17 protein-coding genes are annotated in these 17,404 nt (G+C 66.3%); 9 read left to right on the top strand and 8 right to left on the bottom strand.

The window, feature by feature from the left end; genetic code table 11:
* The first annotated feature begins 14 nt into the window (after window positions 1–14).
* The 3 genes from QX041_RS32310 (at window position 15) to QX041_RS32300 (ending at window position 2,478) form a co-directional block, all read left to right on the top strand.
* Window positions 15–1,055, top strand: a complete 1,041-nt coding sequence (locus tag QX041_RS32310) for a CobW family GTP-binding protein (protein ID WP_409977974.1) — start codon at window positions 15–17, stop codon at window positions 1,053–1,055.
* Window positions 1,055–2,074 carry a WD40 repeat domain-containing protein gene (locus QX041_RS32305; RefSeq protein WP_316167886.1) on the top strand — a complete coding sequence of 340 codons (1,020 nt, stop codon included), beginning with the start codon at window positions 1,055–1,057 and terminating at the stop codon, window positions 2,072–2,074. The genes QX041_RS32310 and QX041_RS32305 overlap by 1 nt, the downstream gene beginning before the upstream one ends.
* Window positions 2,075–2,157: 83 nt before the next feature.
* Window positions 2,158–2,478: a hypothetical protein gene (locus QX041_RS32300; protein ID WP_315716536.1), complete on the top strand. Its 321-nt coding sequence runs from the start codon at window positions 2,158–2,160 to the stop codon at window positions 2,476–2,478.
* A 158-nt stretch (window positions 2,479–2,636) separates the two neighbouring features.
* On the opposite strand, the gene QX041_RS32295 is transcribed toward QX041_RS32300, so the two are convergent.
* The 6 genes from QX041_RS32295 to QX041_RS32270 all read right to left on the bottom strand — a co-directional run bounded on the left by QX041_RS32295 (window position 2,637) and on the right by QX041_RS32270 (window position 7,620).
* Window positions 2,637–4,061, bottom strand: coding sequence for a homospermidine synthase (locus tag QX041_RS32295; protein WP_315716537.1), 1,425 nt, complete (start codon window positions 4,059–4,061; stop codon window positions 2,637–2,639).
* A gap of 73 nt (window positions 4,062–4,134) precedes the next feature.
* Complete coding sequence (locus QX041_RS32290) at window positions 4,135–4,524, bottom strand: RidA family protein (protein ID WP_315716538.1); 390 nt, start codon at window positions 4,522–4,524, stop codon at window positions 4,135–4,137.
* 96 nt (window positions 4,525–4,620) lie between these two features.
* Entirely contained in the window at window positions 4,621–4,782 is a 162-nt protein-coding gene (locus tag QX041_RS32285) for a hypothetical protein (RefSeq protein WP_316167885.1), read from the bottom strand.
* Window positions 4,770–5,363 (bottom strand): N-acetyltransferase, encoded by a 594-nt coding sequence (locus QX041_RS32280; protein WP_316167884.1) that lies wholly within the window; start codon window positions 5,361–5,363, stop codon window positions 4,770–4,772. Before QX041_RS32280 ends, QX041_RS32285 begins: the two co-directional genes overlap by 13 nt.
* A gap of 179 nt (window positions 5,364–5,542) precedes the next feature.
* Window positions 5,543–6,685: a type III PLP-dependent enzyme gene (locus QX041_RS32275; protein WP_315716540.1), complete on the bottom strand. Its 1,143-nt coding sequence runs from the start codon at window positions 6,683–6,685 to the stop codon at window positions 5,543–5,545.
* A 674-nt stretch (window positions 6,686–7,359) separates the two neighbouring features.
* Complete coding sequence (locus QX041_RS32270) at window positions 7,360–7,620, bottom strand: hypothetical protein (protein ID WP_315716541.1); 261 nt, start codon at window positions 7,618–7,620, stop codon at window positions 7,360–7,362.
* A gap of 132 nt (window positions 7,621–7,752) precedes the next feature.
* Between QX041_RS32270 and QX041_RS32265 the strand changes: the two genes are divergently transcribed.
* The 3 genes from QX041_RS32265 to QX041_RS32255 are packed head-to-tail and all read left to right on the top strand — an operon-like array spanning window position 7,753 to window position 11,687.
* A complete protein-coding gene (locus QX041_RS32265; protein ID WP_316167883.1) occupies window positions 7,753–9,834 on the top strand; it encodes a M3 family metallopeptidase in 2,082 nt (693 codons plus the stop codon).
* 21 nt (window positions 9,835–9,855) lie between these two features.
* Window positions 9,856–10,485, top strand: a complete 630-nt coding sequence (locus tag QX041_RS32260) for a DUF1007 family protein (RefSeq protein ID WP_410051235.1) — start codon at window positions 9,856–9,858, stop codon at window positions 10,483–10,485.
* Window positions 10,482–11,687 (top strand): nickel/cobalt transporter, encoded by a 1,206-nt coding sequence (locus QX041_RS32255; protein ID WP_316167880.1) that lies wholly within the window; start codon window positions 10,482–10,484, stop codon window positions 11,685–11,687. Before QX041_RS32260 ends, QX041_RS32255 begins: the two co-directional genes overlap by 4 nt.
* A 141-nt stretch (window positions 11,688–11,828) precedes the next feature.
* Here the strand turns inward: QX041_RS32255 and shc are convergent, their stop codons facing one another.
* The gene (shc, locus tag QX041_RS32250; protein ID WP_316167878.1) at window positions 11,829–13,880 is read right to left on the bottom strand and encodes a squalene--hopene cyclase; all 2,052 of its coding nucleotides are present in this window, start codon (window positions 13,878–13,880) and stop codon (window positions 11,829–11,831) included.
* Between the two features lie 213 nt (window positions 13,881–14,093).
* The gene (locus QX041_RS32245; RefSeq protein WP_315716545.1) at window positions 14,094–14,501 is read right to left on the bottom strand and encodes an MAPEG family protein; all 408 of its coding nucleotides are present in this window, start codon (window positions 14,499–14,501) and stop codon (window positions 14,094–14,096) included.
* A 95-nt stretch (window positions 14,502–14,596) separates the two neighbouring features.
* Between QX041_RS32245 and hemH the strand changes: the two genes are divergently transcribed.
* From hemH to QX041_RS32230, 3 genes are all read left to right on the top strand, one after another.
* Window positions 14,597–15,649: a ferrochelatase gene (gene hemH / locus QX041_RS32240; protein WP_316167877.1), complete on the top strand. Its 1,053-nt coding sequence runs from the start codon at window positions 14,597–14,599 to the stop codon at window positions 15,647–15,649.
* A 203-nt stretch (window positions 15,650–15,852) separates the two neighbouring features.
* The gene (locus tag QX041_RS32235) at window positions 15,853–16,857 is read left to right on the top strand and encodes an SPFH domain-containing protein (protein WP_315716547.1); all 1,005 of its coding nucleotides are present in this window, start codon (window positions 15,853–15,855) and stop codon (window positions 16,855–16,857) included.
* Window positions 16,858–16,874: 17 nt separating this feature from the next.
* The gene (locus QX041_RS32230) at window positions 16,875–17,321 is read left to right on the top strand and encodes an NfeD family protein (protein ID WP_316167876.1); all 447 of its coding nucleotides are present in this window, start codon (window positions 16,875–16,877) and stop codon (window positions 17,319–17,321) included.
* Window positions 17,322–17,404: the final 83 nt, after the last annotated feature.

Raw genomic sequence — 17,404 nt, 5'->3', positions numbered from 1 at the left:
TTTTCGGAGTGAGCATGTCCGACGCGAGCAAGACACCAGTGACGGTCCTGACCGGCTATCTCGGGGCCGGCAAGACCACGCTTCTGAACCGCATCCTCTCGGAAGACCACGGCAAGAAGTACGCCGTCATCGTCAACGAATTCGGCGAGATCGGCATCGACAACGACCTCATCGTCGGCGCCGATGAGGAAGTGTTCGAGATGAACAATGGCTGCATCTGCTGCACCGTGCGCGGCGATCTCGTGCGCATCATCTCCGGCCTGATGCGCCGCAAGGGCAAGTTCGACGCGATCATCGTCGAGACCACGGGGCTCGCCGATCCGGCGCCGGTGGCGCAGACCTTCTTCGTCGACGAGGACGTGCAGAAGAACGCGCGGCTCGACGCGGTCGTGACGGTGGCCGACGCGAAGTGGCTCTCGGACCGGCTCAAGGATGCGCCGGAGGCGAAGAACCAGATCGCGTTTGCCGACGTCATCGTGCTCAACAAGACAGACCTCGTCACCAAGCCGGAGCTCGCCGAGGTCGAGGCGCGCATCCGCGCCATCAACCCCTACGCAAAGCTGCATCGCACCGAGCGCTGCCAGATCGCGATCGCGGATGTGCTGGAGCGCGGCGCGTTCGATCTCGACCGCATTCTCGAGATCGAGCCGCAATTCCTCGAAGCGGGCGACGATCACGATCATCACCACCATGATCACGACCACGGCCATGATCACCATCATCATCACGATCACGGCCTGAAGCACTATCACGACGAGGAGATGCAGTCGCTGTCGCTGCGCTCCGACAAGCCGCTCGATCCGTCGAAATTCATGCCCTGGCTGCAGAACCTGGTGCAGACCGAGGGCGGCAAGATCCTGCGCTCCAAGGGCATCCTGTCGTTCCAGGACGATGACGACCGCTACGTCTTCCAGGGCGTGCACATGATGCTCGAAGGCGATCATCAGCGGAAGTGGAAGCCCGACGAGGCGCGCCAGAGCCGCGTCGTCTTCATCGGCCGCGAGCTGCCGGAAGACGCCATCCGCGAAGGCTTCGAACGCTGCATCGTGACCTGATGACGTCGTTCGACCAGGGCGGCGAGGCCGCATCGATCGTCTCCGTCGCCGACAAGGTGAAGCCGGTCTCGCTCGGCATGGCCGTCACGGCCGTGCACTATCTCGGCGATCGCGCCGCCTTCGTCGGCACCGAGGAGAGTGTCGCTGTCGTCGACGGCGACGGCGAGATCAGCAAGGTGGATGTCACCGGCGGCGGCATCCTGTCGGCGGTGTCGGACGGATCGCGCATCCTGATCGGCGGCGATGACGGCAAGGTCTCGTCGCTCGACAAGGCGGGCAGCGTCAGCGTGCTCGTGACCGATCCGAAGCGGCGCTGGATCGACAACGTCGCCCTTCATCCGGACGGTGCGATCGCCTGGTCGGTCGGCAAGACCGCGTTCGTGCGTCAGCCCAAGGGCGAGGAGAAGTCGCTCGAGGTGCCGTCGACCGCGGGCGGACTTGCGTTCGCGCCGAAGGGCCTGCGGCTCGCGATCGCGCACTACAACGGCGCCACCTTGTGGTTTCCCAACATGGCGGGCGAGCCGGAATTTTTAGGCTGGGCCGGCTCGCATCACGCCGTCACCTTCAGCCCGGACAACAAGTTCCTGGTCACCGCGATGCACGAGCCGGCGCTGCATGGCTGGCGGCTCGCTGATAGCAGGCACATGCGGATGACCGGCTACCCCTCGCGGGTGAAGTCGATGTCCTGGGGCAGCGGCGGCCGTTTCCTGGCGACCTCGGGTGCCGACATGGTCATCCTCTGGCCGTTCGTCGGCAAGGACGGCCCGATGGGCAAGGAGCCGGCGATGCTGGCGCCGATGAAGGCCAAGGTCACCGCGGTCGCCTGCCATCCCAAGCAGGACATCCTGGCCTGCGGCTACGAGGACGGCACCGTGCTGATGGTGCGGATGCAGGACGGCGCCGAGATCCTGGTGCGGCGGAACGAGACGCCGCCGATCGTGGCGCTGGGCTGGAATGCCGCGGGAACGTGGCTCGCTTTCTCCGATGAAAGCGGCGAGGCCGGGCTGCTGCGGCTCTGATGAGGCACTGGGGCGCAGACCCCGATGGAACCTCGCAGGCGCGTGACCGTTGTTCCGCACACATAGGATGCGGATGACAAGCCATGGCCTCGATCAACAGCAAACAGACGTTGCGCCGGGACATGCTGCTGGCGGCGGGCCTGTTCGTCCTCGGCGTGCTCGTGGCCGTGGTCTCGCTGACCGAGATCAAGGCCAATCACCTCGACCAGGTTGCGCAGGCGACGCCCTCGGCCTCGCCTGAACCGTCAGCGACCCCGGCCGAGTCCAAGCCCGGCGGCACGCGCCCGACGACGCCGGCGCCAGAGCCCGCGCGCCCTGACGTGGAAGCTCAAAAGGAAGGCGCCAAGCCGGCGCTGCCGCCGGCCCCGGCCGAGAAGATCGCGCCGACGATGGAGCGGAAGTAGCTCGCTGTAGCAACGGCAGAGCGCGAGAGAGTTCGCGTGCTGCTTCCACGTCGTCATGCCCGGGCTTGCCCCGGGCATCCACGTCGTTCAACTGCGCGGCTTCGTGGATGGCCAGGTCAAGCCCGGCCATGACGGAGGAGAGAGTGCGGCCCAGCCAGTCACCGCACCAGGATGTTGCGGAACTGCCACGGATCGGACGTGTCGATATCCTCCGGGAAAAGCCCCGGGCGGTCGTTCAGCGGGGTCCAATCCGTGTAGTAGCCCTTCACCGGGCCGAGATAGGGCGACTGGATCTCGAGGCAGCGGCGGAAGTCCATCTCGTCGGCCTCGACGATGCCGGCGGTCGGGTTTTCCAGCGCCCACACCATGCCGGCGAGCACGGCGGATGACACCTGCATGCCGGTCGCGTTCTGGTACGGCGCGATGCGGCGGGTCTCCTCGATCGAGAGCTGCGAGCCGTACCAATAGGCGTTCTTGCCGTGGCCGTAGAGCAGCACGCCGAGTTCGTCGATGCCGTCGACGATCTCGTTCTCGTCGAGGATGTGCCACTTCCCCTGCATCTTGCCGGTGGCGCCGAAGATCTCGTGTAGCGACAGCACCGCGTCATTGGCCGGGTGATAGGCGTAGTGGCAGGTCGGGCGGTACACCACCTTGTCGCCGTCGCGCACGGTGTAGTAGTCGGCGATCGAGATCGACTCGTTGTGGGTCACCAGGAAGCCGTATTGCGCGCCCGGCGTTGGACACCACGAGCGCACGCGGGTATTGGCGCCCGGCTGCAGCAGATAGATCGCGGCACCGCAGCCTTCGCTGTGGCGGCGGCCGTTCTCCGGCATCCATGTCTCGTGCGTGCCCCAGCCGAGCTCGGCCGGCTGCATGCCCTCCGAGACGAAGCCCTCGACCGACCAGGTGTTGACGAACACGTCCATCGGCTTCGGATTCCTGGAGCGCTGCGTGTCACGCTCCGCGATGTGGACGCCCTTGACGCCGAGTTTCTGCATCAGCTGCGCCCAGCCCTCGCGGCTCTTCGGCTCGACGATCTCGGTCTTGGTGTCCTTGGCGATGTCGAGCAGCGCCTGCTTGACGAACCAGGACACCATGCCGGGATTGGCGCCGCAGGTCGAGACGGCGGTGGTGCCGCCGGGGCTCTTGCGGCGGGCGGCGAGCAGCGTCTCGCGCAGCGCGTAGTTGGAGCGCTGCTCGACGCCCATCTGCTTGTCGAAATAGAAGCCGGCCCACGGCTCGACGACGGTGTCGATGTAGAGCGCGCCGATCTCGCGGCACATGGTCATGAGGTCGACCGAGGAGGTGTCGACCGACAGGTTCACGCAGAAGCCCTGGCCGCCGCCCGCGGTCAGCAACGGCACCAGCAGCTCGCGGTAATTGTCGCGGGTCACGCCCTGCTGGATGAAGCGGACGCCGTGCTTCTTCGCCAGCGCGCCGTCGTCATGCGGATCGATGATGACGAAGCGGCTCTTGTCGTAGTCGAAATGGCGTTCGATCAGGGGCAGGGTGCCCTTGCCGATCGAGCCGAAGCCGATCATCACGATGGGGCCGGTGATCTTCGCGTGGATCTGCGAGCTCATGAATGGTTCTCCGCGAAAGGTGCGTGGGATGGATGGATTCAGGCGGCGCGCCGCCCTCGGATGCCGCGCCGCGTTAGCGGCTGCGGCGCTTGGCGGTGACTTCGATTTCCACCTTCATCTCCGGCTTGAGCAGCGCCGCGACGACCAGCAGCGTTGCGGCGGGGCGGATGTCGCCGAGGACTTCGCCGCAGACCGCAAAATGGGCATCGGCGTCGTTGACGTCGGTGAGGTAGTAGGTCGCGCGGACGATATCGGCCATCTCGAAGCCGCCCTCCTGCAGGGCAGCGGCGATGGTCTTGAAGCAGTTGCGTGACTGGCTCGTGACATCGGCCGGCATCGTCATGGTGGTGTAGTCATAGCCGGTGGTGCCGGCGACGAAGGCGAAGTCGCCATCGATGACGGCGCGGCTGTAGCCGGCGGTCTTCTCGAACGGTGATCCGGTAGAGATCAGGCGGCGGGACATGGCGGACCTCGTGGGGGGATTTTCGGGGGTTAAAGAGCTTTTGCTGCACCTGCGCAACCCCTGGCGGGGCGGGCAGGACGCGGCCTGCCGGCATGCCTAACGCGGGCGGGTGACGTCAGGTCCGGCGGGCGGCGTGCTGGACCAGCGCCTGACCACGATGTCGCGGACGATCATGATCCCGAGCAGGATCAGCAGGAGCGACGGTAGCAGTGTCCGCCGCTGCGGCGCTGTCGCCGCCCTGGCCTTCACGCTGCGCATCGCATCGGCCGCTCGCGACGCGAGCGGCGGGCCTTGCGTTCGGCAGCGCCGGTCGCGACGATCATGCCCGACGCGCCGTCCAGCGCGCCTTCGACCAGTTCGAGCCCGAGCAGGCGCTCGCGCGCGAACGAGCCGGGCAGCTCCAGCGCGGCGGTCTGCGCGACCGAGAAGCCGAAGCGGGCGTAATAGGGCGCATCGCCGAGCAGGATCACGGCGCCATGGCCGCGCGACGCCGCGATCATCAGCGCGGCATTCATCAGCGCAGCGCCAACGCCGAGGCTGCGCGCCTCGGCCGCGACCGCCAGCGGCCCCAGCATCAGCGCGTCGCGTCCGCCGGCGCTGACGTGCCACAACCGCAGCGTTCCCACCAGCGCGCCGCCGCGCACCGCCGACAAAGCGAGGCCCGCGGCGGGCACGCGTCCGTCGCGCAGGCGCTGGCAGGTGCGCTCATGGCGGTTGTCGCCAAAGCACAGGTCGAGCAGCGTCTCGCGCGCCGCGACGTCGGAGGCACGTTCGCTGCGGATCACGAACGGAGCGGCAGTCCGAGAGGGCGCAGTCGAAGGGATGCGAAAAGCGGTCATGGCACGTCAGTCCTCGGCCTGCGCGGCAAGCCTTCGCCCGCGCGCAAACACGTGATGTCAGGTTGAAGGTGACGGTCTATCGCTCCCTCCCCCGCTTGCGGGGGAGGGTCGGGGTGGGGAAAGCCCCACCCGAGGCTCTTGCCGGTCTCACCCGCGCTCGGGTGGCGAGGGCAGCCAGGTCAGATGTGATAGGTCTTCAGCGGGGGGATGCCGTTGAAGGCCACCGACGCATAGGTCGACGTATAGGCCCCGGTCCCCTCGATCAGCACCTTGTCGCCGATCGAAAGCGTCACCGGCAGCGGATACGGCAGCTTCTCGTACATCACGTCGGCCGAATCGCAGGTCGGGCCGGCGAGCACGCACGGGGTCATCTCCGCGCCCTCATGCGGGGTGCGGATCGCGTAGCGGATCGACTCGTCCATCGTCTCGGCGAGGCCGCCGAACTTGCCGATGTCGAGATAGACCCAGCGCAGCTCGTCCTCGTCGCTCTTCTTCGAGATCAGCACCACTTCCGACTCGATGATCCCCGCGTTGCCGACCATGCCACGGCCCGGCTCGATGATCGTCTCCGGGATCTGGTTGCCGAAATGCTTGCGCAGCGCGCGGAAGATCGAGCGGCCGTACTGCACGACCGGCGGCACGTCCTTCAGGTACTTGGTCGGGAAGCCCCCGCCCATGTTGACCATGGTCAGGTTGATGCCGCGCTCGGCGCAGTCGCGGAACACCGTCGAGGCCATCGCCAGCGCGCGGTCCCACGCCTTCACCTTGCGCTGCTGCGAGCCGACATGGAACGAGATGCCGCACGGCTCCAGGCCCAGCCGCTTGGCCAGGTCCAGCACCTCGACCGCCATCTCCGGATCGCAGCCGAACTTGCGCGACAGCGGCCATTCGGCGCCGGCGCAATCGTACAGGATGCGGCAGAACACCTTGGCGCCGGGCGCTGCGCGCGCGATCTTCTCGACCTCGGCGGCGCAGTCGACCGCGAACAGGCGGATGCCGAGCGCATAGGCGCGCGCGATGTCCCGCTCCTTCTTAATGGTGTTGCCATAGGAGATGCGGTCAGGCGTCGCGCCGGCGGCGAGCGCCATCTCGATCTCGGCGACCGTCGCCGTGTCGAAGGACGAGCCGAGCGAGGCGAGCAGCGACAGCACTTCCGGCGCCGGGTTGGCCTTGACCGCATAGAACACGCGGCTGTCCGGCAGCGCGCGAGCGAAGCTCATGTAGTTGTCGCGCACGATCTCGAGGTCGACGACGAGACAGGGCTCGTGGTCCAGACCTTCCTCGCGGCGGTTGCGCAGGAATTCCCGGATACGTTCGGTCATAGCACCCTCCAAACGGCCCCAGCGACGGAGACCCGTTCAAAATGATCCCGACACGGGTGCCTTGGCGTTGCCGCCCGATGGAAAGGCGACAAAACCTCGAACCCGTAGCCGAATTGTGCTGCCGTGGATTGGTTGGGAATTTCCCGCCCGCACACCTGGCAATGAAGGACAAGCCTTTTCAGTAGCCCGCGCCGGCTTTGGACTGCCGGTAGAGACCAAAAAAGCCCGATCCGTCGTTGCTTTAAGTCGCGTCCCCCGTTGAGAGCGGGGTGCGCCGGTTCGCCTCCGGCTGCCAGTCACGGTTGCAAAAGACGAGGTGACCTTCAGCGGCATCTCTTGAGAGAGATGCTGGGCTCTGGAGCATGACGATCTCGATCATGGTGATCTTGATCGCAACGATCCGAGGGCCCCTCGGTTCCTCATCCCTTGGCGGCTGTCCGGCCTCTTGTCCGGATACCTACCGACTGACACACGACCACAGGCACGTGCGAAATTGGGCAGAAGCGGAAATAAGCGTTTTGAATTTCGTTCGCAAGGAATTTTTGGGCGCCGGGAAAGATTTCCCTAATCTGTGCTTACGCGACACACATGCTGCGCTGATCTCTGAACGAACGTTAAGCGAGCTTAAACTTTCGTAACGCGCTCACGCTTGCAGGACAGTGTTTTTACGCTGTTTACGCGCGCCTGGTGAACGGCTCGATGCGCTGCGCGCCGCGGATGAAGCCGATCATCACGAACACGCCGATCGCGAACAGCACGGCCTGAACGATGTGCGCGCCGCCGTCGCCGAGCCCGAACAGAATCGCGAGCGCCCAGCCGCCGGCGAAGGCCGCACCGAACACTTCGGCACCGATCAGGATCGCCGCCGAGATGACGGTGATCACGGTCGGCCAGGCGATCTGGCGGCCGGCTTTGGAGGTGGTCTCTGCGTTCATGGTCCAGGGTCCTGTTGCGGGCCGCAATCTCTCCGAAAAGGCCCGGCCCTTCAAGGGGAAATGACCCAAAAAGAGCCAGCTCCATGATATGAGGGGCGCATCGAACTTCCGGGAGAGGACGGACCCCAGCCGATGTCAGACACCACCGCTGTGATCGACGCCCAGACCAATCCGCTGCTCGTGGCCTGGGAGACCCCGCACCAGACACCGCCCTTCGACGCGATCAAACCCGAGCACTTCCTGCCGGCCTTCGAGCGCGCCTTCGCCGACCACGCCGCCGAAATCACCGCGATTACCCATGATCCGGCCGAGCCGGACTTCGCCAACACCATCACGGCGCTGGAGCGCTCGGGCAAGCTGCTGTCGAAGGTCGCGGCTGTCTTCTACGATCTGGTGTCGGCGCATTCGAACCCGGCGATTCTGGAGATCGACAAGGACGTGTCGCTGCGGATGGCGCGGCACTGGAACCCGATCATGATGAATGCCGTGCTGTTTGGCCGCATCGCGCTGCTCTACGACAACCGCAAGGACCTCAAGCTCACCGGCGAGGAGCAGCGGCTGCTGGAGCGCACCTATACCCGCTTCCGCCGTGCCGGCGCCGGCCTCTCGGACGACGACAAGGTGCGGATGGCCGAGATCAACGAGAAGCTCGCCCAGCTCGGCACCACCTTCAGCCACCATGTGCTCGGCGACGAGCAGGACTGGTACCTCGAGCTCGGCGAGGACGACCGCGCCGGCCTGTCCGAGAGCTTCGTGGCTGCCGCCAAGGCTGCGGCGGATGAGCGCGGCATGCCCGGCAAGGCGATCGTGACCCTGTCGCGCTCGTCGGTCGAGCCGTTCCTGCAGAGCTCAGGCAGGCGCGACCTGCGCGAGAAGGTGTTCAAGGCCTTCACCGCGCGGGGCGACAATGGCAATTCCAACGACAACAACGCCGTCATCGGCGAGATCCTGTCCTTGCGCGAGCAGGCCGCCAGGATCATGGGCTTTCCCAACTTCGCCGCCTATCGCCTCGAGGATTCCATGGCGAAGACGCCGGAGGCCGTGCGCGGGCTGCTGGAGCGCGTCTGGAAGCCGGCGCGCGCCAAGGCGCTGGCCGATCGCGACCAGCTGCAGGAGATGATCACGGCGGAGGGCGGCAACTTCAAGCTCGAGGCCTGGGACTGGCGCTATTACGCCGAGAAGCTGCGCCAGGCGAAGGCCAACTTCGACGACGCCGCGATCAAGCCGTATCTCTCGCTCGACAACATGATCGCGGCCGCCTTCGATTGCGCCACCCGGCTGTTCGGCATCACCTTCGCCGAGCGCAAGGACATCCCGGTCTGGCATCCGGACGTCCGGGTCTGGGAGATCAAGGACGCGGGAGGCCGCCACAAGGCGCTGTTCTATGGCGACTACTTTGCCCGCTCGTCGAAGCGCTCCGGCGCCTGGATGACCTCGCTGCGCGACCAGCAGAAGCTCGACGGCGACACCGCGCCCTTGATCATCAACGTCTGCAATTTCGCCAAGGGCGCCGACGGCCAGCCGTCGCTGCTGTCGCCGGATGATGCGCGCACGCTGTTCCACGAGTTCGGCCACGGCCTGCACGGCATCCTGTCCAACGTGACCTATCCGTCGCTGTCGGGCACCTCGGTGTTCACCGATTTCGTCGAGCTGCCGTCGCAGCTCTACGAGCACTGGCAGGAGCGACCCGAGGTGCTGCAGACCTTCGCGCGCCACTACCAGACCGGCGAGGCGCTGCCGCAGGATTTGCTCGAGCGCTTCCTGGCGGCACGTCGCTTCAACCAGGGCTTTGCCACCGTGGAGTTTGTCTCCTCGGCGCTGATCGATCTCGAGTTCCACACCCAGCCGGCGGCGGCTTCGCAGGATGTCCGCGCGTTCGAAAAGGCCGAGCTGGACAAGATCGGCATGCCCCGGGAGATCGCGCTGCGCCACCGGCCGACCCAATTCGGCCACATCTTCTCGGGAGACCATTATGCGGCGGGCTATTACAGCTACATGTGGTCGGAGGTGATGGATGCGGATGCCTTCGGTGCCTTCGAGGAAGCCGGCAACATCTTCGATCCGGCGGTCGCCAAGCGGCTCCACGACAATGTCTACGCCTCCGGCGGCTCGCTCGATCCGGAAGCGGCCTACATCGCCTTCCGCGGCCGCGAGCCCGAGCCCGACGCGCTGCTGCGCCGGCGCGGCCTGCTCGACGTTGCCAAGGCGGCTTGAGACGGGCCTGAGGTGATGACGATGCTGCGCACTCTTTTCGCCGCGCTGGCGCTCGTGCTTGGCGCGAGCGCGGCCCACGCCCATCCGCATGTCTGGGTCACCGCGACCAGCCAGCTGCTCTATGCGGCCGATGGCTCGGTGACCGGCGTGCGGCACGCCTGGACCTTCGACGACATGTTCGCGACCTATGCGCTGCAGGGCCTCGAGACCAAGCAGAAGGGCGTCTACACCCGCGAGGAGCTGGCGCCGTTGGCGCAGACCAACGCCGAGTCGCTGAAGGAATATGCCTACTTCACCTTCCTCAAGGCCGACGGGCGCAAGCAGAAGCTCGAGGACCCGGTCGACTATTACCTCGAATACAAGGACACCAAGCTGACCCTGCACTTCACCCTGCCGCTGAAGGCGCCGGTGAAGACGAAGCAGCTCCAAGTCGAGGTCTACGATCCCAGCTATTTCATCGATTTCCAGATGGCGGAGAAGGATCCCGTCACGCTGGTCAGCGCTCCCTCGGGCTGCAAGTTCGGCCTGGTGAGACCGAGCGACGGCGGCTCCGTCGCGCAGACCATGAACGAACAGACATTCCTGAGCGGCGGGGCGAACGCCAATTTCGGAATGAATTTCGCCAACAAGATCTCAGTGGAATGTCCATGACGCCTCGCCCCAGCTCTGCCCGACCGCTCCTCACCTGCGCCGCGATCGTCGCCGCGCTCGTTTCCGCGCTCTTGGCCGCCGACGCCGCCTCGCATGTGCTGCTCGCCAAATCGCCGTTCGGCGCGCCGGCCGAGCCGCAGGTCGGCGGCATCGTCGGCTGGCTGCTCGCCAAGCAGTCGGAGTTCTACCGGCAGATGTCGGGAGCGATCCGCTCGGCCAAGCAAGATGGCTCGGCGGTGTGGTGGCTGCTGGCGATCTCGTTCGCCTACGGCATCTTTCATGCTGCGGGCCCCGGCCACGGCAAGGCGGTGATCGCGTCCTATCTCGTCGCCAACCAGGAGACGGCGAAGCGCGGCATCGTGCTGTCGTTCGCCTCGGGCCTGATGCAGGCGCTGGTCGCGGTCGTCATCGTCGGCATCGGCGCCGTGGTGCTCAATGCCACCGCGGCCACGATGTGCAGCGCCGAGAAGGTGGTGGAGATCGCGAGCTACGGGCTGATCGCGCTGCTCGGCGCGCGCCTGGTCTGGGTCAAGGGCGCGGCGTTCCTGCGCACCTGGCAGCCGGCGGCGCCGGCATTGGCGCTCGCCAGTGCACCCGCGGCCGCGGTTGCGCCGTCGACCCATGATCATAGCCATGCGCATGATCACCAGCATCGCGCGCCTCATCATGATCATCACGGTCATGACCATCATGGTCACGACCACCACGGCCACGATCATCATCACCACGATCATGCGCACGCCCATGCTGCGGCGGCGCATGGTTCCGCCGCTCACGATCACGTCCACCACGATCACGTTCACGGCGATGATTGCGGTTGCGGCCATTCCCACGGGCCCGCGCCGAGCGAACTCGCCGGTCCCGGCGGCTGGCAGCGCGGCTTTCAGGCGATCTTCGCCGCCGGCATCCGCCCGTGCTCGGGCGCGATCCTCGTGCTGGTGTTCGCCTTGGCCCAGGGCATGTTCTGGGCCGGCGTCGCCGCGACCTTCGTGATGGGCATGGGCACGGCGGTGACCGTCGCGACCATCGCGGTGCTCGCCGTCGCCGCCAAGGACGTCGCGCGCCGGCTCAGCGCCGGCCGCGAGGGCGGCGGCGCCCTGATCATGCGCGGCCTGGAATTCGGCGCCGCCGGTCTGGTGCTGCTGTTCGGCGCGGGCTTGTTGCTGGGCTACATCGCGGCGGAACGCACGACCTGCTTCTGAGCGGGCGCGGCTGAGCTGTTCGCTTCCGTCCCCTATGTTTACCCCGATGCCGCGGCCAGTCCCTGCAGCGCGCTGTCCTACATGCCCTCTCCCACAAGGGGGGAGGGCGCATTCACGGGCACGCGCGGAGGCGATGAGTTGTTAGTGCCCCTGTGGCCGCAGCGCGCGGCCCAAGGCCATCAGCGGGAAGTAGTGGCGGTACATGCCGTAGCGGAGCATGAAGGCGCGGGACAGCTCCGGGCCCTGCATCAGCCGCTCCTGCAAAGAGGGATCGGTCAGCTTGATGGTCTGGCCGACGCCGTAGCCGGGGAAGCCGGTGCCGGTGAATTCCGGCTCGTCCCAGGTGCCGGCCGACTGGCGCTCGACCAGCCACATGCAGCCGCGCTCGATCGCCTCCTTGTCATCAGGACGGTTGGCGGCGAGCAGGGCCATCAGCGCCCACGCCGTCTGTGACGCCGTGGTGGTGCCGCGGCCGACCGCGCTGACATCCATGTAGGAGGCGCAGCTCTCGCCCCAGCCGCCGTCCGGCTGCTGATGCGCGACGAGCCAGTCGCAGGCGCGGCCGATATAGGGTTGCGTCATGTCCTCGCCGATCGCGGCCAGCGCCGGCAGCACCGCGCCGGTGCCGTAGACGTAGTTGACACCCCAGCGGCCGAACCACGGGCCGCTCGGCTCCTGCTCCCGTCGGATGTAGTCGAGCGCGCGCACCATGGCCGGATGATTGCGCGAGATGCCGAGCTTGCCGAACGCCTCGACGATGTGGGCGGTGACGTCGACCGACGGCGGATCGAGCGCCTCGCCGTAGTCGCAGAACGGAATCTTGGTCAGGATCTGCTGGTTGTTGTCCTTGTCGAACGCGCCCCAGCCGCCGCCCTGGCTCTGCATGCCGATCAGCCAGTCGACGCCAAGCTGAATCGCCTCGTCGATGCCCTTGGCTTGCCACTTCGGATCATGCCGCAGCGGCGCCAGCGCGATCAACGCCACGGCGGTGTCGTCCGTGTCGGGATAATAGTTGTTGGCGTATTCGAACGCCCAGCCGCCCGGCTTGACGTGCGGTAGCTTCATCGACCAGTCGCCGGGCACGCGGACCTGGCGGTCGAGCACCCAGTCGACCGCCTTGTCGACGGCCTCGGGGTAATCGCCGAGCACGCCGGCATCGTCGAAGGCGAGCAGCGTCAGGATCGTGTCCCACACTGGACTGTTGGTCGCCTGGATGTAGGTGGCGTCGCCGACATCGACTCGCCAGCCGGGATCGTTCAGGGCATCGAGGCCCTTGGCGAGAACGGGATGATTGAGCGGATAGCCCTCGGCGTAGAGCGCCATCAGGCCGTAGATCCAGGGCGGCTGGATGCCGCCCCAGGCGCCGTCGAAATCCTGGTGGCGGATCATCCATTCCAGCACGCGGCTGGTCGCCGCCGGGCGGAACAGGCCGAGATTGAGCTTGTTGCCGAGGTTCTGCAGGGCATGCAGCACCTTGTCGGCGCCGCGGAAGAACCTGTCCCAGCCGCCGGCATTGGCCTTGACCGGCAGGTCATAATCGAACGCGTTGCGCCCATGTGGAAACAGCGCGTCCAGCCGGTTCTCGGGCGGCAGCGGCCGGCTCGGCCGCCGCGCCGACAGCACCGCGATCGGCATCAGGGTTGCGCGTGCCCATTGCGCAAAATTATAGATCGAGAACGGAAACCAGAGCGGAAACCAGATCACCTCGGGCGGGATGTTGGGGGTCTTCTCCCACGGCCATTCGCCGATCAGCGCCAGCCAATAGCGCGTGAATACGCGAATGTTGCGCAGGCCCCCCTTGGCTTCGATCCATTCGCGGGCGCGGCGCACCGGCGGCTCGTCGTCGCGGAAGCCGAGCGAGCGCAGCGCGGCATAGGCCTCGACGGTCGCGTTGATGTCGCCATTGGGGGCGCCGAAATAGACCTGCCAGGCGCCGTCCGGGCGCTGGCTGTCGAGCAGCGACTGGCCCAGGCGCTTGCGCAGCGGATGCTCCTCGAGCCCCATGAACCACAGCGCCAGGCACCATTGCGCCTCCATGCAGGCGTTGGATTCGGCGCGGCCGACCCAATGACCGTCGGGCTTCTGGTTGGCGATCAGCCAGTCCGCGGCCGCCCGCACCGTCGATTGCAGGGCGGTCTGGTAATTTCCCGGGTCGCGCGGCGCGCGCGCGGGGGCCGAGCTGGTCAAAGTCATCACGATCCCTCTGGCGGCCTCACAGTGCCGCTGCGGCAGTCCAATTCACTCCGCCTATAGGGAATTTCGCCGTCAAATCCAATCAACTGGCCGCAGCAGACCGGATCAAAGGAGAAACAAAAAGCGTACAGACGGACGCCGCATGGCCGTTTTGGTTAGCATCCGGATGGGCATGGAGATGTGACGCTTCTCACGCCCGGAAACTGGGCCCGCTCAAACCGGCAGGTATTGGCGCAGCAGGGGCAGGAAGAAGATCGCGACGGTGATCAGAAACCCGATCGCCCACAGGATCGAGCGCAGCGACGGCCGGTTGCCGACGTAGGTCAGCACATAGGCGGTGCGCACGATCACGAACAGCACCGACAGCTCGTTGATCAGGTTCTGCGGCGCGCCGCGGAACTCGGCCAGCAGCACCGCCGCGGCAAAGAACGGGAACGCCTCGATGCCGTTCTGATGGGCGCCCAGCGCCCGCTCGCGGATGCCGCCGGCGTAGAAGGCGGGATCTCGCGGCCGGGCGTTGTCATAGCGCCCGCCACCGTCGACGCTGATCCATTTCGCCGGCACGATCGTTAAGAGATAGAGCATTACGCTGGCGAAAATGCACAATTCGGCAATCGTCATGGCTCCTCCAGCCCGATGACAACAGTGAAATGGCCCTTATCTTGACAATGTCGAAACAAGCCGCCAAGCCACGCCCTTCAGCAGTCACGGGCATCATGACCGCCGCCATCTCTCTGGACAATGCCAGGCCTGTCGACGTCAGGCCGTTGCCGTCCGCGAGCACGTCCCGCGTCGGCGTGCTGCTGGTCAATCTCGGGACGCCGGATACGGCCGACGCCGCCGGCGTGCGGGTGTATCTGAAGGAGTTCCTGTCCGACCGCCGCGTCATCGAGGACCAGGGCCTGTTGTGGAAGATCATCCTCAACGGGATCATCCTCAATGTCCGGCCGCGCAAGAAGGCGAAAGACTACCAGTCGATCTGGAACACCGAGAAGAACGAATCGCCGCTGAAGACGATCACCCGCGCGCAGAGCGAGAAGCTGGCCGCGAGCCTGACCGACCGCAGCCTCGTCATCGTCGGCTGGGCGATGCGCTACGGCAATCCGTCGATCAAGGCTGGCGTCGATGGTCTCATGGCCCAGGGCTGCGACCGCATCCTGGTGGTGCCGCTCTATCCGCAATATTCAGCCGCGACCTCGGCGACCGTGTGCGACGAGGCGTTCCGTGTGCTGACCGAGCTGCGCGCGCAGCCGACGCTGCGAGTGACGCCGCCTTATTACAACGACGACTTCTACATCGAGGCGCTGGCCGTCTCGATCGAGGATCATCTGAAGACGCTGGCGTACAAGCCCGAGCTGATCGTGGCCTCGTTCCACGGCATGCCCAAGGAATATGTCGACAAGGGCGATCCCTATCGCGAGCAGTGCGTCGCCACCACCGAGCTGCTGCGCAAGCGGCTCGGCATGGACGACACCAAGCTGCTGCTGACCTTCCAGTCGCGCTTCGGCTTCTCGGAGTGGCTGCAGCCCTATACCGACAAGACCATCGAGAAGCTCGCCAAGGACGGCGTCAAGCGCATCGCCGTGGTGATGCCCGGCTTTGCCGCCGACTGCCTGGAGACGCTGGAGGAGATCTCCGGCGAGAACTGCGAGATCTTCAAGCACAATGGCGGCGAGGAGTTCTCCGCCGTGCCGTGCCTGAACGACAGCGCGCCCGGCATGGAGGTGCTGCGGCAGCTCGTGCTGCGCGAGCTGCAGGGCTGGTTGTAAAAGGCTGGCTCTGAGCCGTCGGCGGTATTGCCGGCCCGCTAGGTGAGCCGCCCGCCGGCGCAAGGCGGACGGCCGGCCGCCCGTCGAAAATACTTTCCTGAACCGCGCCTAGCGGACCCCCGACCAAATCATGCAGTAATCCCTAGATTGTGATGGCCGCAGAGGCTGGTGAGGGGACGATCGTCTCCTCCCTTGGAGGATCCATGAGCGGTTTCGACATTTTCGCCATAGCGCTGGTGCTGCTGGTCATCTTCACGCTGTATTCCGGCGTGAAGACCGTGCCACAGGGGTTCGACTGGACCGTCGAACGGTTCGGCAAATACACCCGCACCTTGTCGCCGGGCCTCAACATCATCGTGCCCTTCTTCGATCGCATCGGGCGCAAGATCAACATGATGGAGCAGGTGATCGACATCCCCGAGCAGGAGGTCATCACCAAGGACAACGCCACCGTGACGGTCGACGGCGTCGCCTTCTACCAGGTGTTCGACGCCGCCAAGGCGAGCTACGAGGTGTCGAACCTCAACCAGGCGATCGTCACGCTGACCATGACCAACATCCGCTCGGTGATGGGCGCGATGGATCTCGACCAGGTGCTGTCGCATCGCGACGAGATCAACGAGCGGCTGCTGCGCGTCGTCGACGCCGCGGTGTCGCCATGGGGCCTCAAGGTCAACCGCATCGAGATCAAGGACATCGTGCCGCCAGCCGATCTGGTCGAGGCGATGGGCCGGCAGATGAAGGCCGAGCGCGTCAAGCGCGCCGACATCCTGCAGGCCGAGGGCCAGCGGCAGTCGGAGATCCTGCGCGCGGAAGGCGCCAAGCAGAGCCAGATCCTGCAGGCCGAGGGCCGCCGCGAATCGGCCTTTCTCGATGCCCAGGCGCGCGAGCGCGCCGCGGAGGCCGAGGCCAAGGCGACGCAGATGGTGTCGGACGCGATCTCCAAGGGCGACGTCGCCGCGCTCAACTACTTCATCGCCGACAAGTACATCAAGGCGTTCGGCCAGCTCGCCGACTCGCCGAACCAGAAGGTGATCATGCTGCCGCTGGAGGCAACGGGCATGCTGGCCTCGCTCGCCGGCATCGGCGAGATCGCCAAGGCGACGTTCGGCGAGAGCGCGGCTTCGGCCGTGGCAGCCGCGCGCCGCGGCGGCTCGGTGCCGTCAGCGGGGACGGCGCCGAAACCGCCGACGCCGCCGCAGGCTTGACGCAGGGGAGGACACTGATGAGCGACATGTTCGTGACGCTCGGCACCTGGAACTGGCTGATCTTCGGCATCATCCTGATGGCGCTGGAGCTGCTCGCGCCGGGCATCTTCCTGTTCTGGCTGGGACTCGCGGCGCTGCTGGTCGGGCTGCTGTCGTTTGCGTTTGCGCCGGGATGGCAACTGCAGATCCTGCTGTTCGCGCTGTTCGCGCTCGCCGCCGTGCCGCTGTGGCGGCGCCTCGCGCGGGCGAGCGCGGCGCCGTCGCAGGACAATCCATTCCTCAACCGCCGCTCGGCGGCCCTGGTCGGTCGCGAGTTCACCCTGGAGAAGCCGATCGTCGGTGGCAACGGCACCGTGCGTATCGACGACACGGTGTGGCGCGTGGCGGGCCCGGACACGCCGGCCGGCAGCCGCGTCCGTATCGTGCAGGCGGACGGCGCGCAGCTCACTGTAGCCGTGGCGTAGTGCTGCGGGTGATGCCCTTAGTATGATCCGACGGCCTCACCGCGTCATTGCGAGCGAAGTGTTCAGCCCGGGGACATAGCTGA

Origin of the sequence: Bradyrhizobium sp. SZCCHNRI2009, assembly GCF_032485115.1 — a bacterium.
In the GTDB taxonomy this organism is placed as follows: domain Bacteria; phylum Pseudomonadota; class Alphaproteobacteria; order Rhizobiales; family Xanthobacteraceae; genus Bradyrhizobium.
This window is presented reverse-complemented; position numbering and strand designations above follow the sequence as displayed.

What these genes read in the sequence shown, in the direction of transcription:
- QX041_RS32230 (WP_316167876.1), top strand. Translation starts at nt 16,875, where the DNA reads ATGAGCGACATGTTCGTGACGCTCGGCACCTGGAACTGGCTGATCTTC.
- QX041_RS32295 (WP_315716537.1), bottom strand. Translation starts at nt 4,061, where the DNA reads ATGAGCTCGCAGATCCACGCGAAGATCACCGGCCCCATCGTGATGATC.
- QX041_RS32310 (WP_409977974.1), top strand. Translation starts at nt 15, where the DNA reads ATGTCCGACGCGAGCAAGACACCAGTGACGGTCCTGACCGGCTATCTC.
- QX041_RS32255 (WP_316167880.1), top strand. Translation starts at nt 10,482, where the DNA reads ATGACGCCTCGCCCCAGCTCTGCCCGACCGCTCCTCACCTGCGCCGCG.
- QX041_RS32235 (WP_315716547.1), top strand. Translation starts at nt 15,853, where the DNA reads ATGAGCGGTTTCGACATTTTCGCCATAGCGCTGGTGCTGCTGGTCATC.
- QX041_RS32285 (WP_316167885.1), bottom strand. Translation starts at nt 4,782, where the DNA reads ATGCGCAGCGTGAAGGCCAGGGCGGCGACAGCGCCGCAGCGGCGGACA.
- shc (WP_316167878.1), bottom strand. Translation starts at nt 13,880, where the DNA reads ATGACTTTGACCAGCTCGGCCCCCGCGCGCGCGCCGCGCGACCCGGGA.
- QX041_RS32270 (WP_315716541.1), bottom strand. Translation starts at nt 7,620, where the DNA reads ATGAACGCAGAGACCACCTCCAAAGCCGGCCGCCAGATCGCCTGGCCG.
- QX041_RS32300 (WP_315716536.1), top strand. Translation starts at nt 2,158, where the DNA reads ATGGCCTCGATCAACAGCAAACAGACGTTGCGCCGGGACATGCTGCTG.
- hemH (WP_316167877.1), top strand. Translation starts at nt 14,597, where the DNA reads ATGACCGCCGCCATCTCTCTGGACAATGCCAGGCCTGTCGACGTCAGG.
- QX041_RS32265 (WP_316167883.1), top strand. Translation starts at nt 7,753, where the DNA reads ATGTCAGACACCACCGCTGTGATCGACGCCCAGACCAATCCGCTGCTC.
- QX041_RS32305 (WP_316167886.1), top strand. Translation starts at nt 1,055, where the DNA reads ATGACGTCGTTCGACCAGGGCGGCGAGGCCGCATCGATCGTCTCCGTC.
- QX041_RS32245 (WP_315716545.1), bottom strand. Translation starts at nt 14,501, where the DNA reads ATGACGATTGCCGAATTGTGCATTTTCGCCAGCGTAATGCTCTATCTC.
- QX041_RS32290 (WP_315716538.1), bottom strand. Translation starts at nt 4,524, where the DNA reads ATGTCCCGCCGCCTGATCTCTACCGGATCACCGTTCGAGAAGACCGCC.
- QX041_RS32280 (WP_316167884.1), bottom strand. Translation starts at nt 5,363, where the DNA reads ATGACCGCTTTTCGCATCCCTTCGACTGCGCCCTCTCGGACTGCCGCT.
- QX041_RS32260 (WP_410051235.1), top strand. Translation starts at nt 9,856, where the DNA reads ATGCTGCGCACTCTTTTCGCCGCGCTGGCGCTCGTGCTTGGCGCGAGC.
- QX041_RS32275 (WP_315716540.1), bottom strand. Translation starts at nt 6,685, where the DNA reads ATGACCGAACGTATCCGGGAATTCCTGCGCAACCGCCGCGAGGAAGGT.